Raw genomic sequence first — 13,214 nt, 5'->3', positions numbered from 1 at the left:
ATTAGAATAATTGAGTTAGCCTTAACGATTATTTGTTTAAGGCTATCTCATTTTTACTGCCGGTTAACATTTCTCTTTTTAAACCAAAACCTTTTTGTTTTATCACATTGAATCCAGCATTGATTAAGTTTCGCCGAACAAATCCAGCCGCACTAAAAGTTGCAAACGTTCCCTTTTGTGACGTATATTGAAAACAGCTTTTAAACAAGGATTCTGACCACATGTCAGGATTTTTAGCAGGTGAAAATCCATCAAAGAACCAAGCATCAATCAACCCATTTTGTTTAGCCAAAAATTCCGGAAAATATTGAATGTCATCATAAAGTACATCCAAACTGACCTTGTCTAAATGACAGGTGTTATCCGTTAGATAGGCATATAACTGCTTGGCTAATATTTGAAGTTGGCGTTCATCTTCTATGGCGGTTTGATGCATCATCTTCATTTCTGTCACTGATAACGGATATTTTTCAATACTGATAAATTTAAGTTGCTGGAGTTGATGATTGGGATATTCTTTTTTAAAAGCTAAAAACGTTTGCCAGGCTATGAGAAAACTTAGCCCCGAACCAAAACCCGTTTCACCAATAATAAAAGTCTCTTTATCATGTTGGATAAAACGTTGGTGTAGATGATTGCCTTCAATAAAAACATATTTTGTTTCAGCAACTGCACCTTGTGTGTTGAAATAGATATCATCAAAATAGACAGAAACTGGGGCTTGATTTTCGTTCCAAATAATTGTTGATTTTTGCATGACGCCTCTTTACTCAGTTATCGTTGATCAAACTGTATATTGACACAGTTTATGTATATAATACGCTAAATCAATTTATGAGGTAAATTATGGTTTTTCTTTTCCGCTTAATTACAGTTGTGTTGATAGGTATTGTAGTTTGTGTACTGGGCGTTATATTTTGCCTATTCAATCCTCGGAATCCCAAAAACGTAGCCAGATTTGCACATTTATTTAGTTTTTTCTTTAAACCTATTTTGGGCGTTAAAGTTGATACTCGTCTCTATCCTGATATTAGTAAAATAGGTAGTTGTGTTTATATCGCTAATCATCAAAACAACTTTGATATGGTTGTTGCCGCAGACGTTGTCCAACCGAAAACAGTGACTGTCGGAAAAAAAAGTTTAGCGTGGATTCCTTTTTTTGGGCAATTATATTATCTGACTGGTAATATTTTAATTGATCGTAATAATAAATCAAAAGCCCACGATACCATTGGACAAGTTGTTAAAGAAATTAAAACACGTGGCATATCGATTTGGATGTTTCCTGAAGGAACACGAAGTCGCGGACGTGGATTATTACCATTTAAAACAGGTGCATTTAAAGCAGCAATTGCGGCAGGCGTACCTATTGTGCCTATTTGCGTCTCTGATACCAATAACATTCAATTAAATCGTTTAAATAACGGTCATATGATTGTTGAAATGTTGGATCCTATTGACACCAAATCGTTACGTAAAGAAGACGCCAGAACATTAATGGAACAATGTTATCAACAAATGACTGAAAAATTAATTGAAATCAACAATGAAGTTAAGCAACTAAACAGTAAAAAATAATTAATGAATATGCAAGACCGTAATTTTGATGATATCAGTCATAAGTTTGCACAAAATATTTATGGCACAAGTAAAGGAAAAATTCGTGAAGCCATTGTCTGGCAAGAATTAGAAAATATATTAGCCACATTTCCAACAACCAAACCGTTGAAAATTCTTGATGCAGGTGGTGGACAAGGACAAATGGCTTGTCGATTGGCAAAATTAGGACATCATGTCACATTATGTGATATTTCTATGCAAATGCTAGCACTGGCACAAAAAAATGCCCAAGCAGAAAAGTTAAATATTAATTGTCATTGTTGTGCTATTCAAGATATTGATCATATCATTAATGAACAATATGATATGGTGATTTGTCATGCAGTATTAGAGTGGGTTGCCGATCCGATCAGTGTTCTTAAATCATTAAAAAAACACCTCAAACCCGAAGGTTATTTATCCTTGATGTTCTATAATTATCATGCACTTCTTTTTAAAACGGTGACACTTGGTAATTTTGGTTATACCCAATCAGGGCTTGCAAAACGTAAGAAAAAAACATTATCACCCGATTTCCCTCGAATACCAGATGATGTCTATCAATGGTTAACCACGCTAGATTTTCATATTATTAAAAAAACGGGAATTCGTCTATTTCATGATTACATGAATAATAAAGAAAAAATAAATAGTCATTTTGATCAGTTATTGGCACTTGAAAAGCAGTACTGCCAAGCAGAACCGTATCTAAGTCTTGCTCGATACATTTTAGTTACTGCAAAAAATGGTTAACACTTTTCATCATACTGATACTAAGCTTGAAATAGTTAAACTTCACTCGAAAATATTGGCTTAACTCGGTATGATAAACAGCGTAATTTAATTAATTAAGGAAAATAATGGTAATCATCATAACTGATGGTATTGTCTCTATCGAAAGTAATATTGTTAATAGTATGAATAATCAAAAAATTAAAGATGTTCTAAACGTTGATAATTTAACTGATGAGACAAAATTTGCCAATTTACTTGATTTAAATAGGGCTGATTTTATGGATAAAGATGACTTTATTACAGCTATCGTTGCCGATCAGCAGTTAGACATTAACGCAATATTTCATCACAATGTTTGTTCTTCAACGATTATAAAAGGACATTAAATGAAAACACTAATTATTGGTCCTTCATGGGTTGGCGATATGATGATGTCGCAAAGTTTATATCGAACGTTAAAACAACTTCATTCTAATATTGAAATTGATGTTATGGCACCAGCATGGTGCCAAGCACTATTGAATAAAATGCCAGAAGTGAATCAAGCTATTGAAATGCCAATTGGTCATGGTAAATTTGGTTTAACCCAACGTTATCGACTCGGCAAATCACTCCGTCATAATCATTACGACCAAGCGATTATTTTACCTAATTCGTTTAAATCAGCTTTAATCCCTTTTTTTGCCAGAATTCATCAGCGAACAGGTTGGAAAGGTGAAATGCGTTATGGACTGATTAACGATCTTCGTAAACTTAATAAACAAGCCTTTCCATTAATGGTTCAACGTTATGTTGCCCTTGCCTACCCTAAGGATCAGATCCACACAGCAGAGCAAATACCACAACCCATACTTTGGCCTAAACTTAAAGTTAGTCAAACAGACATCAATGATACGCTTACCACGTTTAAGATCAATGATAATTTGCCGTTAATTGGTTTTTGTCCTGGTGCTGAATTCGGTCCTGCAAAACGTTGGCCGGATTATCATTATGCCGCGCTTGGTGATATGCTTGTAAAACAACATGCCAAAATTGTTATTTTTGGTTCTGATAATGATCGCCAAGTTGGCGAAAAAATTATTGCGCAAATGACACAAGGCGATCAGTGTATTAATCTTGCCGGTAAAACAAAATTGGAGCAAGCGGTTAACTTAATTGCGGCTTGTAAAGCAATTGTGACTAATGATTCGGGATTGATGCATGTCGCCGCAGCTTTGGATCGCCCTTTGGTTGCGCTTTATGGCCCAAGTAGTCCAGACTTTACCCCACCTCTTTCTGATAAAGCTGAAGTTATTCGCTTAATAACAGGGTATCATAAAGTCCGTAAAGGTGATGCAGAACAAGGCTACCATCAAAGTTTGATTGATATAAAACCTGAAACTGTATTTGAAACTTTAATGAAGCTTATAGCTCGTTGTGAAAAGAGTCATTAATTATGCGTGTACTTATTGTTAAAACATCTTCAATGGGCGATGTACTTCATACTTTACCCGCGTTAACTGATGCTGCCCATCATTTACCTGATATGACTTTTGATTGGGTAGTTGAAGAGAATTTTGCGCAAATTCCAACATGGCATTTTGCGGTAGATAAAGTGATCCCTGTGGCTATTCGGCGCTGGCGTAAAAACTGGTTCGGTAAATCTATTCGTCAAGAGCGTCACCAATTTATTCAATCATTACGTGAACGGGAATATGACTGTATTATTGATGCGCAAGGATTAATAAAAAGTGCTTTTTTTATCACACGTAAAGCAAGAGGCATTAAGCACGGTTTAGATCGTCATAGCATAAGAGAACCGATTGCCAGTTGGTTTTATGATGTTAAACATTCTGTTCCAAAATCGATGCATGCCATTGAACGAGTAAGACAACTCTTTGCAAAAAGCCTTGGGTACGAGCTATCCGGTGACATGGGTGACTATGCAATCGCAAGCCATTTTTTATCAGAATTACCGTCTGATCATGGACAATATTTGATATTTTTACATGCCACCACCAGATATGAAAAACACTGGACAGAAGACGCCTGGCGTCAATTAATACAATTGATAGCGCCAACCGGTTTAAAAATTAAATTACCTTGGGGAACGGCGCATGAAATGCAAAGCGCTCAACGCTTAGCACAAGGATTTAATCATGTCGAAGTGTTACCAAAATTGTCTCTTTCTCAAGTAGCAACTAAACTTGCTGGGGCTAAAGCTGTGGTTTCAGTCGATACTGGATTAAGTCATTTAACGGCGGCACTCGATCGCCCAAACATTACTTTATTTGGTCAAACCGATCCTAAATTAATTGGCGGTTATGGTAAAAATCAATTTAGTCTTGTCTCTCCAGATCAGAAGATGCAAACTATCTCAGCAACGAAGGTATATGAGCAATTAGCCCGTTTTTTGTAAAATGAGATAAAATTGAAATAGCGTTATTTAAAAAGATTAAAGGAATCTAACTTATGAATAAATATTGTGATCTCATTCGGGAAAAATATGCTCAAATCGGCAGTAATGAATTAGGCTATGTTGAAGATGCTTTAGGTGCCGTTATGTTGGTTTTAAATGAAGTTGCAGGTGATAAACAAGTACCTGCTGAACTTAGAGAGAAAGCTGCTTATGCAGCAGCTAACTTATTAATGAGTGACTTTGATATTAAATAGCCGTTGGTAAATTGATAATAAAACGTATCGATTTATCATCTGATTCTACATAAATTGATCCCTTATGGGTCTCAATAATGGATTTAACAATGGCAAGCCCAATACCTGCACCGGAACTGTCATTACGATGGCGTGATTCATCGACACGATAGAATCGGTCAAAAAGATGTGGTAAATGTTTTTTATCAATTTTTTTGCCCGGATTAGAGATGATAATCTTAACCCGTTTTTCACTCATTTGACTTAATGTGATAGTTATGACCTCGTTATTCGGTGTATAACGAATCGCATTAGACAAAATATTACCAATTGCACGCCCTAACATCATTTTATCGCCTTGTATGTGAGAACAGTGACCGTCGAGTTGGAAAGTAATATTTTTTTCATCGGTGAGAGGCTCAAAATAATCACACATCATCATAATCATGTTAGTGAGATCAATGTCAATCAAATTAGGCACAAGCTGGCGATTGTCTGCCTGCGCCAAAAATAACATATCAGAAATCATTTGTGACATTTTTTCATATTCTTCTAAATTAGAATATAAAATTTCACGGTATTCATTTGTTGTACGAGCGTTATTGAGTACAATTTGCGTTTGCGTGGTAAGATTAGTAATCGGTGTACGCATCTCATGTGCAATGTCGGCAGTAAAATTATGCTGACGAGTAAAAACATCTTCCATACGATTAAGCATGTTATTAAATGCTCTGACCAAGCTTACATATTTAACCGGTACTGACGAGGTTGGAATACGATAATTTAAATTATTTAAACTAATTCTTTCAATCTTCTTGATTAAGCGATTGATTGGTTTTTGAGTATAGTAAATACTGATGAATGAACCAATTAATGCTAACACACAAGAAATAATAATTAGCAGACCTAATCCGTTTCTTAACCGATTAATAAATTCAAGTTGCACATCACGACGAACGGCAACAATCGTAGTGAATCGTTTACCGTCTTCCCCTATCACCCTTGACGCCGCAATTCGATAAGATGATTTATCTATCGTCTCAATAGAAGTACTGTCATTTTCAATAATTCGTTCTAACTCTTGTGATTTTAATGCTATCGCTAAATTGGGGCCTCGAGTGCGATAGACTATTTTCCCCATATCATCAATGATATAAACAAATAAGTGATGATGCCCAGTAAGGATTAGCAATAAATTTTGGATAAATTCATCACGATTATCATTCGGTGAATAATAAGTTAGTTCTCTTTCAATAGAGGTAATAACCGAATTTAATTCGGTCACATTTTGTCTGATTGAAAATTTTTCAAAAGACCGCTCGATCAAATAACTGAAACAGTAAAGTAGTCCACATGTTATCAGACAAACAATAATGGGTAACCGAACGGAAATTAATTTACTCTGTTTCATCCAATACATCTATTTTATAACCCATTCCACGCACAGTATGAATAAGTTTAGGTTCGAATCCGGCATCAATTTTGTTACGTAACCGTCTTATGGCTACATCAATCACATTAGTATCGCTATCAAAATTCATATCCCAAACTTGTGAAGCAATTAACGATCGCGGTAACACTTCACCTGGGTAACGTAAGAAGTATTCGAGTAGTAAAAACTCTTTATTGGTGAGGTCGATACGTTTATCTGAACGTGTCACTGTTCGCTTTGGCAAATCCATGACTAAATCAGCAATACTTAATTGATAATTGTTTACTTGCGGCACATTTCGTCTTAATAACGATTTGACTCTCGCTAATAATTCAGCAAATGAAAAAGGCTTCACTAAATAATCGTCGGCACCTAAATTTAATCCTTTAACTTTATCTTCAACACTTCCCATTGCTGTCAACAATATAATTTGGGTATCTTTACCCGCTTCACGCAATGACTGAACAATTTTCCAACCAACAATATCCGGTAACATTACATCCAGGATAATTAAATCATAATCTTCTGTCATTGCCCGATGATAGCCATCTAAACCATTTTTGGTTAGGTCAACAATAAAGCCTGATTCAATTAATCCTTGACGAAGGTATTCACCTGTTTTCTGTTCATCTTCAACAACTAACAATTTCATTTTAAATATTTCCTTTGCCAAAGTATCAGGTTATCTAACTTACATAATACTGTTCCTATGATATATGAAAAGTTCAAAAACATTCATGATATTTCCATGACTATTTTGTAATCTACTTGTCATTAATCCGTTTGAATGTGTTTGTTATAGTATCCACACAATGATTCATGAGGCTAGACATTATTGTTTCATTGTTTTATTTCCTTTCATCCATTCCTTGCAATTTAATGCAGCCCTAGTTTATCTAGGGTTTTTTTTTGCTTATAAAACACAATAAGCTCGAATTAATCTCTGAAACAATAAATGATTGACTTTAAAATCTCGGCATTTTAACAAAAATAACTGAATCTGAATATCAAATTCAGTTATTTTTATGCAAAACGATGCCTGTTTCGATGTGTTCTGTATAAGGAAACTGATCAAATAAAGCAAAATGTTTAATCGAATGCGTTTCTGTCAATTGCTGTAAATTTTCACGCAATGTATGAGGGTTACAAGAAATATAAATAATGGTTTTATAACTTTTTAAATTATTTAATGTTTCTATGTCTAATCCTGCACGAGGTGGATCAACAAGTACCGTATCACACTGATAGTCATCTAAGTTAATGCCTTTCAATCGATTAAATTCTCGTTCTTTTCTTATCGCTGACGTAAACTCTTCAGCCGATAATCGAACAATAATCAAATTATTAATATGATTGACCGCAATATTATGTTGTGCCGAATAGACCGAAGCTTTGGCAATTTCAGTGGCTAATACTTTTCGGAAATTTCGAGCCAACGCTATTGAAAAATTACCATTTCCACAATAAAATTCTAGCAGATCACCGGCTAAACCTTGCGTAACCGAAATAGCCCACTCAAGCATTTTAATATTGACCGCTGCATTAGGCTGCGTAAAACTATTTTCAACTTGGCGATAAATCAAATTTTTACCCATGACTGGTAAAACTTCATCAACATAATCAACATCAATAACTATTTTTTGATTACTTGCTCGACCGATAATATGGCAATTAACACCTTGTTCGGCTAACTGTTGCTTTAACTTTTCAGCTTCTGCCCGCCATTCATCGGATAATTTTTTGTGATATAAAAGTGTAATAAGCAATTCACCACTTAATGTCGAAAAATAATCGATTTGGAAAAGCATATGGCGAAGCAAATAATTAGGTTTTAAAAGCGGAATAATCTTTTGCATAGCATCATTTATAAGTGCTGTTGCAATCGGGAAAGTTTCTACTTTTATTCGTTTTTTTGTATTTTTATCGTACATGATATGATAAAGGTCATCTTTATCATGCCATATTCTAAATTCTGCACGCATACGATAATGACTGATTGGAGACGAATACACGGTTAAATCAGGTAATGAAAAATGTGATAAAAGCGCTTTTAAATTTGTGACTTTATTTTCAAGCTGTTGTTGATATTTTTCGTTAGAGAAACATTCTGCCATTTTAATTTCAGATTATTAGAAAGTGGTTATAAAAAAATAGTCAATTTGATTTAATGCCATAGACTAAACAGAGATATAAAAATTGATTTTCGCTTATTATATCACAACAGATTTTAGCCCCATTATTTTATCTATGTTATCATAAACCACTATCAATGGTAAGCCTGATACCATCCAACGATAACTTTAAGTCACTTTGCATCAAATTTGCATGACGAAATTCAATTTATGCAGTTAGTCAAAATTGATGCTTATTTCTTAATGAACATTACATTCACTTAAATGAGTTATTTTCATTCAGTGACATTAATTATCTGAGAATTTGCTAAAATTAGCGCATTAAGCTTTCATCTGGTGTAAATGTTGTTATCACCATAGACAATCATTGGTGTTATAATATTGTAGTTATATTGATTGCCGTTATAATGTGTTTTAAATTTCTCGTTATAAAGGTCATTATGACAACGCAAACTTTTTCCGATTTACAATTAGATGATGTATTAATTAACAATCTCGAAGCCCAAAATATTATTACCCCTACCGTAATTCAAGCGCAAACGATCCCTGTAGCTTTAGATGGCAAAGATATCTTAGGATCGGCACCAACCGGTACCGGTAAAACACTTGCTTTTTTAATCCCAGCGGTACAGCATCTTTTAGATTTTCCGCGTCGAAAACCGGGGCCACCAAGAATTTTAATTTTAACGCCAACGCGTGAACTTGCAATGCAAATTGCAGAACAGGCAAAAAACCTCACGCAATCAACGCATCTGAGTATTGCGACAATTACTGGTGGTGTCGCTTATATGAATCATGCAGAAGTATTTAGTAAAAACCAAGATATTGTCATTGCCACAACCGGACGACTACTGCAGTATATTAAAGAAGAAAACTTCGACTGCCGAGCGGTGGAAATGTTGATCTTAGATGAAGCCGATCGCATGTTAGATATGGGCTTTTCGCAAGATGTGGAAACGATTTCTGCCGAAACACGTTGGCGCAAACAAACCTTACTTTTTTCAGCGACACTGGAAGGTGAAGGTTTATTCAATTTTGCCAGTCGAATTCTCAATCACCCCGTTGAGATTAATGCGACCCCTTCCCGTAAAGAGCGTAAAAAAATCATCCAATTTTATTATCGTGCTGATGATCTTAATCATAAAGTTGCATTATTAACCCATCTTCTCAAGCAAGAGGAATTTCAAAAAACAATTGTATTTGTTCGAAAACGTGAACGTGTACACGAACTGGTAACTTGGTTACATCAAGCCGGTATACAAAGTTGTTATTTAGAAGGCGAGATGGTACAAGCAAAACGCAATGAAGCGATAAAAAGAATCAGTAACAACACTGTCAACGTCTTAGTAGCTACCGATGTGGCTGCTCGGGGAATCGATATTGATGATGTGACGCATGTCATCAATTTTGATGCGCCAAGAACAGCAGATGTCTATCTACACCGTATTGGTCGTACAGCAAGAGCAGGTAAAAAAGGTACGGCTATCATGTTAGTTGAAGCACATGACAATGATCTATTACTGAAAATTGAACGCTATATTCAAGAACCCATAAAATTGAGAACGATTGAAGGATTACGTCCTAAAACTAAAGCACCAAAACCGACTAGTAAGAAAAAACCTTCAAATAAATCAAAATTGAAGCGTGGTGCAAAAAAACAGGATGAAACAGCCAAGAAAAAAGTTAAAGTCCGTTTACGTGACACTAAAAATAAAGGTAAACCCAAACACAAATTAAGCAAATCGAATAATTCATAAGTCTGACATAGTCAGAGCTTATGAAAGCGATTGTTAATAACAACTTGGACAATTTTTATCAGTTGCTATAATACATTCCATCAAGGTTTACAATATTTTTGGTTTTAAACAAGGAGAAACACATGACATTAGTCACGCGAAAAGCACCTGATTTTACTTCATCAGCAGTTTTAGGTTCTGGTGAAATTGTAAATAACTTTAATTTAGCACAGCATATTCAAGGTAAATATGCCGTTGTATTCTTTTGGCCAATGGATTTTACTTTTGTTTGTCCATCAGAAATTATTGCTTTCGATCATCGTCTTGAAGAATTCAAAAAACGTGGTGTTGAAGTTATTGGTGTTTCAATGGACTCAGAATATGTTCATAACGCATGGCGAAACACTCCGCAAGATAAAGGTGGGATTGGTGAAGTTAAATTCCCAATTGTTGCCGATATCAAGCACACTATTATGCAAGCTTATGGTGTTGAACATCCAGAAGCAGGTGTAGCGCTTCGTGCATCATTCTTTATTGATAAAAATGGAATTGTTCGTCACGAGACTATTAATGATTTACCTATTGGGCGTAATATTGATGAGATGATCCGTATTGTTGATGCTTTCCAATTCCATGAAGAACACGGCGAAGTTTGCCCAGCACAATGGACTAAAGGTAAACAAGGTATGCAAGGCAATCCTAATGGTGTTGCAAGTTACTTAAAACAACACGCTAACGAACTTTAATATTCTACTCTATACTGAATAACTTATTGAAAAGATTGATTTTCAATTCAAGTTACTTTGATAAGCCGGAGATATTCTCCGGTTTTTTATTCTTAATTCCTTTTTTACATTATTCCTTTTTTACAGTGAAGAATTTCATTTAATAGTTTTGTATGCATTAAGTAGAAGACTATAAGATTAAAATTAATGTCTATTTAGATGAATTCTGTGACTTGAAACGGATCTTTTATAAATAAAAATACTTTATCAATTTTGAGTTATCTAGTTGAAAATAGTTTGCGAACAATTAAAAACAAAAATGGAAAATACTTTAACATTGCGTTTTACATTGTCATATGCAGCCCAACCACACCAACAATAATAATGACCAATCCCAATAAACGCGGTAAATTTTTAGGCTCATTGAATAAAAACATATTGGCAAATACCGCACCGGATGTGCCAAGTCCAACCCATACGGGGTAAACAATACTGAGTTCAAGATAATGCAGAGAGAAATAAAAAAGAACAAAAGAAACAAAAAATCCGCCCCAATATAAAACTAATCTTATTACTTTTTTTTGTTCAGCATAGAGCTTCAATCCTATTGCCCCTATCACTTCAAAAAATGATGCCGTTAATATTAAAAGCCATCCCATAATAAAATCCTCAATCTTACCTTTGCCGATTAACTATCTGTACGTTTAAGTTGCACAACGCCAATTATGATTAATGCTACAAAAAAGAGTTGCATCATTTTGATTTCTTTACCAAAAAGCACCATATCAATAATCGTTGCCTCAACGGCACCAACGCCAGAAAATATGGCATAAACAGTACCTGTTGGAATGGTCTTACAGGCATTAGTTAAAAATGTAAAATCGACAATAATTAATGTAATAATTATTATCCAATGCCAATACTCCGTTGCAACACTAAATCCTAAAATCCAACATAATTCAAAAAAGCAGGTCAATATAACAAATCCCCACTCTTTATTAATGCTAAACATAGCTACCTCGCTGCTATCATTTTTACTTATTGCTTGATTTTGCTTTTTCTACCGATGTTTATATCGTTGAAAAAAAAGATGGTTCGCAAACATGAAGGTTTGCCACCGAAAGATCAACATGTTAATGCAGAAAAACTACGTGGTTTAAGATTAAACTAACTTAAGTCGCACTAAAACATTTTGATATATCACTACTAATTTACTTAGCTTATTCTTATTCAATTCTATAATGAAGATACACAATTGGCAAGGCTAACCCTGATTATTCGCTTTCTCAGCGTTTCATCTCAAAGTTGAAGATAAGTTGATTGAAACAGTTTAAACATAAATGAATAAATGTTTAAGCACACAATTTCAAGTAAATTTACTTCCCTGTATAAAAGGAAGTAAACTTCTAACGTAATGGTTATAAAGACTGTAAATAGTTTGCTATATCTTCTATTGTCACCACAGGCAATTGATGCTTTTTAGCGAACTCAACCACTTGGGGCGCTCTTGCCATTGAACCATCATCATTCGTTAATTCGCAAATCACAGCGGCAGGTTTGAATCCGGCTAGTTTAACCAAATCAACCGATGCTTCGGTGTGTCCTCGACGAGCAAGAACTCCACCTTCTTTTGCTACCAGTGGAAAAACATGACCAGGATGATTTAAGTCACTGGGTTTAGCTTCATCGGCTACGGCAGCTTTAATTGTGGTAACGCGATCTGCCGCTGATACGCCAGTTGACACTCCCTCAGCCGCTTCAATTGAAATAGTAAAGGCTGTATGATTTTTACTGGTATTATTTGCCACCATCATAGAAAGATTCAATTTATCACACTGTTCTTTTGGCATACATAAGCAAACAATTCCGCTTCCATGACGGATTGTCAGTGCCATTTGTTCTGTCGTTATGGTTTGCGCTGCCCAAATAATATCACCTTCATTTTCCCGATCTTCATCATCTAAAACTAACACGCCTTGCCCTGCTTGAATGGATGCAATCGCATTTTTGACACGTTCTAATGGGGTTCCAAATTCATTTAAATTAAACTGATTCATGGTAAATACCTAGGTCCTTTTTTAATATATTTATTATTTTTCTAAATTATCCTGATAATCCAAAATTAATACTTATCAATCGTATTTTATGCATTCTCAAGCTAATTTAATTAAAAATAAACTCAATACCAGAATCAGGGCTGTGCTTGACCATAGTGATATTGCTA

General features: G+C 34.9%; 15 protein-coding genes. 8 read left to right on the top strand and 7 right to left on the bottom strand.

From position 1 onward, the window contains the following. Positions 1 to 28: 28 nt before the first annotated feature. Positions 29 to 757 (bottom strand): tRNA (5-methylaminomethyl-2-thiouridine)(34)-methyltransferase MnmD, encoded by a 729-nt coding sequence (gene mnmD, locus A9G10_RS10395; protein WP_065559456.1) that lies wholly within the window; start codon positions 755 to 757, stop codon positions 29 to 31. An 89-nt stretch (positions 758 to 846) separates the two neighbouring features. Between mnmD and A9G10_RS10390 the strand changes: the two genes are divergently transcribed. The 6 genes from A9G10_RS10390 (at position 847) to A9G10_RS10365 (ending at position 4,986) form a co-directional block, all read left to right on the top strand. Further along, on the top strand, positions 847 to 1,578 hold the full coding sequence (locus A9G10_RS10390) for a 1-acylglycerol-3-phosphate O-acyltransferase (protein ID WP_065559455.1): 732 nt from the start codon (positions 847 to 849) through the stop codon (positions 1,576 to 1,578). Positions 1,579 to 1,587: 9 nt separating this feature from the next. After that, the gene (locus A9G10_RS10385) at positions 1,588 to 2,352 is read left to right on the top strand and encodes a methyltransferase domain-containing protein (protein ID WP_065559510.1); all 765 of its coding nucleotides are present in this window, start codon (positions 1,588 to 1,590) and stop codon (positions 2,350 to 2,352) included. Between the two features lie 107 nt (positions 2,353 to 2,459). Continuing rightward, positions 2,460 to 2,720: a hypothetical protein gene (locus A9G10_RS10380; protein ID WP_065559454.1), complete on the top strand. Its 261-nt coding sequence runs from the start codon at positions 2,460 to 2,462 to the stop codon at positions 2,718 to 2,720. Continuing rightward, complete coding sequence (rfaF, locus tag A9G10_RS10375; RefSeq protein WP_065559453.1) at positions 2,721 to 3,767, top strand: ADP-heptose--LPS heptosyltransferase RfaF; 1,047 nt, start codon at positions 2,721 to 2,723, stop codon at positions 3,765 to 3,767. Between the two features lie 2 nt (positions 3,768 to 3,769). Beyond that, positions 3,770 to 4,732, top strand: coding sequence for a lipopolysaccharide heptosyltransferase RfaC (gene rfaC / locus A9G10_RS10370; protein ID WP_065559452.1), 963 nt, complete (start codon positions 3,770 to 3,772; stop codon positions 4,730 to 4,732). A 53-nt stretch (positions 4,733 to 4,785) separates the two neighbouring features. Then, the gene (locus tag A9G10_RS10365) at positions 4,786 to 4,986 is read left to right on the top strand and encodes a YaeP family protein (protein ID WP_065559451.1); all 201 of its coding nucleotides are present in this window, start codon (positions 4,786 to 4,788) and stop codon (positions 4,984 to 4,986) included. On the opposite strand, the gene A9G10_RS10360 is transcribed toward A9G10_RS10365, so the two are convergent. The 3 genes from A9G10_RS10360 to trmA form a co-directional block, all read right to left on the bottom strand. Then, entirely contained in the window at positions 4,979 to 6,376 is a 1,398-nt protein-coding gene (locus A9G10_RS10360) for a heavy metal sensor histidine kinase (protein ID WP_179855832.1), read from the bottom strand. The two genes, A9G10_RS10365 and A9G10_RS10360, sit on opposite strands and share 8 nt — an antisense overlap. Further along, a complete protein-coding gene (locus A9G10_RS10355; RefSeq protein ID WP_065559449.1) occupies positions 6,363 to 7,049 on the bottom strand; it encodes a heavy metal response regulator transcription factor in 687 nt (228 codons plus the stop codon). The genes A9G10_RS10360 and A9G10_RS10355 overlap by 14 nt, the downstream gene beginning before the upstream one ends. Before the next feature lie 361 nt (positions 7,050 to 7,410). After that, positions 7,411 to 8,511 carry a tRNA (uridine(54)-C5)-methyltransferase TrmA gene (trmA, locus tag A9G10_RS10350; RefSeq protein ID WP_065559448.1) on the bottom strand — a complete coding sequence of 367 codons (1,101 nt, stop codon included), beginning with the start codon at positions 8,509 to 8,511 and terminating at the stop codon, positions 7,411 to 7,413. Between the two features lie 458 nt (positions 8,512 to 8,969). Between trmA and srmB the strand changes: the two genes are divergently transcribed. Together srmB and A9G10_RS10340 are read left to right on the top strand one after the other, a co-directional pair. Next, positions 8,970 to 10,286 (top strand): ATP-dependent RNA helicase SrmB, encoded by a 1,317-nt coding sequence (gene srmB, locus A9G10_RS10345; protein ID WP_065559447.1) that lies wholly within the window; start codon positions 8,970 to 8,972, stop codon positions 10,284 to 10,286. Between the two features lie 122 nt (positions 10,287 to 10,408). Beyond that, positions 10,409 to 11,011 carry a peroxiredoxin C gene (locus A9G10_RS10340; RefSeq protein WP_065559446.1) on the top strand — a complete coding sequence of 201 codons (603 nt, stop codon included), beginning with the start codon at positions 10,409 to 10,411 and terminating at the stop codon, positions 11,009 to 11,011. A 323-nt stretch (positions 11,012 to 11,334) separates the two neighbouring features. On the opposite strand, the gene A9G10_RS10335 is transcribed toward A9G10_RS10340, so the two are convergent. The 3 genes from A9G10_RS10335 to ribB all read right to left on the bottom strand — a co-directional run bounded on the left by A9G10_RS10335 (position 11,335) and on the right by ribB (position 13,047). Further along, positions 11,335 to 11,649, bottom strand: a complete 315-nt coding sequence (locus A9G10_RS10335) for a DMT family transporter (RefSeq protein ID WP_065559445.1) — start codon at positions 11,647 to 11,649, stop codon at positions 11,335 to 11,337. A 29-nt stretch (positions 11,650 to 11,678) separates the two neighbouring features. Continuing rightward, positions 11,679 to 12,002, bottom strand: coding sequence for a DMT family transporter (locus A9G10_RS10330; protein ID WP_065559444.1), 324 nt, complete (start codon positions 12,000 to 12,002; stop codon positions 11,679 to 11,681). A gap of 406 nt (positions 12,003 to 12,408) precedes the next feature. Beyond that, on the bottom strand, positions 12,409 to 13,047 hold the full coding sequence (gene ribB, locus A9G10_RS10325) for a 3,4-dihydroxy-2-butanone-4-phosphate synthase (protein WP_065559443.1): 639 nt from the start codon (positions 13,045 to 13,047) through the stop codon (positions 12,409 to 12,411). Positions 13,048 to 13,214: the final 167 nt, after the last annotated feature.

This window comes from Gilliamella sp. wkB308, from assembly GCF_001690185.1.
Classification (GTDB): Bacteria; Pseudomonadota; Gammaproteobacteria; order Enterobacterales; family Orbaceae; genus Gilliamella; species Gilliamella apicola_I.
This window is presented reverse-complemented; position numbering and strand designations above follow the sequence as displayed.

What these genes read in the sequence shown, in the direction of transcription:
- mnmD (WP_065559456.1), bottom strand. Translation starts at nt 757, where the DNA reads ATGCAAAAATCAACAATTATTTGGAACGAAAATCAAGCCCCAGTTTCT.
- A9G10_RS10390 (WP_065559455.1), top strand. Translation starts at nt 847, where the DNA reads ATGGTTTTTCTTTTCCGCTTAATTACAGTTGTGTTGATAGGTATTGTA.
- A9G10_RS10385 (WP_065559510.1), top strand. Translation starts at nt 1,588, where the DNA reads ATGCAAGACCGTAATTTTGATGATATCAGTCATAAGTTTGCACAAAAT.
- A9G10_RS10380 (WP_065559454.1), top strand. Translation starts at nt 2,460, where the DNA reads ATGGTAATCATCATAACTGATGGTATTGTCTCTATCGAAAGTAATATT.
- rfaF (WP_065559453.1), top strand. Translation starts at nt 2,721, where the DNA reads ATGAAAACACTAATTATTGGTCCTTCATGGGTTGGCGATATGATGATG.
- rfaC (WP_065559452.1), top strand. Translation starts at nt 3,770, where the DNA reads ATGCGTGTACTTATTGTTAAAACATCTTCAATGGGCGATGTACTTCAT.
- A9G10_RS10365 (WP_065559451.1), top strand. Translation starts at nt 4,786, where the DNA reads ATGAATAAATATTGTGATCTCATTCGGGAAAAATATGCTCAAATCGGC.
- A9G10_RS10360 (WP_179855832.1), bottom strand. Translation starts at nt 6,376, where the DNA reads ATGAAACAGAGTAAATTAATTTCCGTTCGGTTACCCATTATTGTTTGT.
- A9G10_RS10355 (WP_065559449.1), bottom strand. Translation starts at nt 7,049, where the DNA reads ATGAAATTGTTAGTTGTTGAAGATGAACAGAAAACAGGTGAATACCTT.
- trmA (WP_065559448.1), bottom strand. Translation starts at nt 8,511, where the DNA reads ATGGCAGAATGTTTCTCTAACGAAAAATATCAACAACAGCTTGAAAAT.
- srmB (WP_065559447.1), top strand. Translation starts at nt 8,970, where the DNA reads ATGACAACGCAAACTTTTTCCGATTTACAATTAGATGATGTATTAATT.
- A9G10_RS10340 (WP_065559446.1), top strand. Translation starts at nt 10,409, where the DNA reads ATGACATTAGTCACGCGAAAAGCACCTGATTTTACTTCATCAGCAGTT.
- A9G10_RS10335 (WP_065559445.1), bottom strand. Translation starts at nt 11,649, where the DNA reads ATGGGATGGCTTTTAATATTAACGGCATCATTTTTTGAAGTGATAGGG.
- A9G10_RS10330 (WP_065559444.1), bottom strand. Translation starts at nt 12,002, where the DNA reads ATGTTTAGCATTAATAAAGAGTGGGGATTTGTTATATTGACCTGCTTT.
- ribB (WP_065559443.1), bottom strand. Translation starts at nt 13,047, where the DNA reads ATGAATCAGTTTAATTTAAATGAATTTGGAACCCCATTAGAACGTGTC.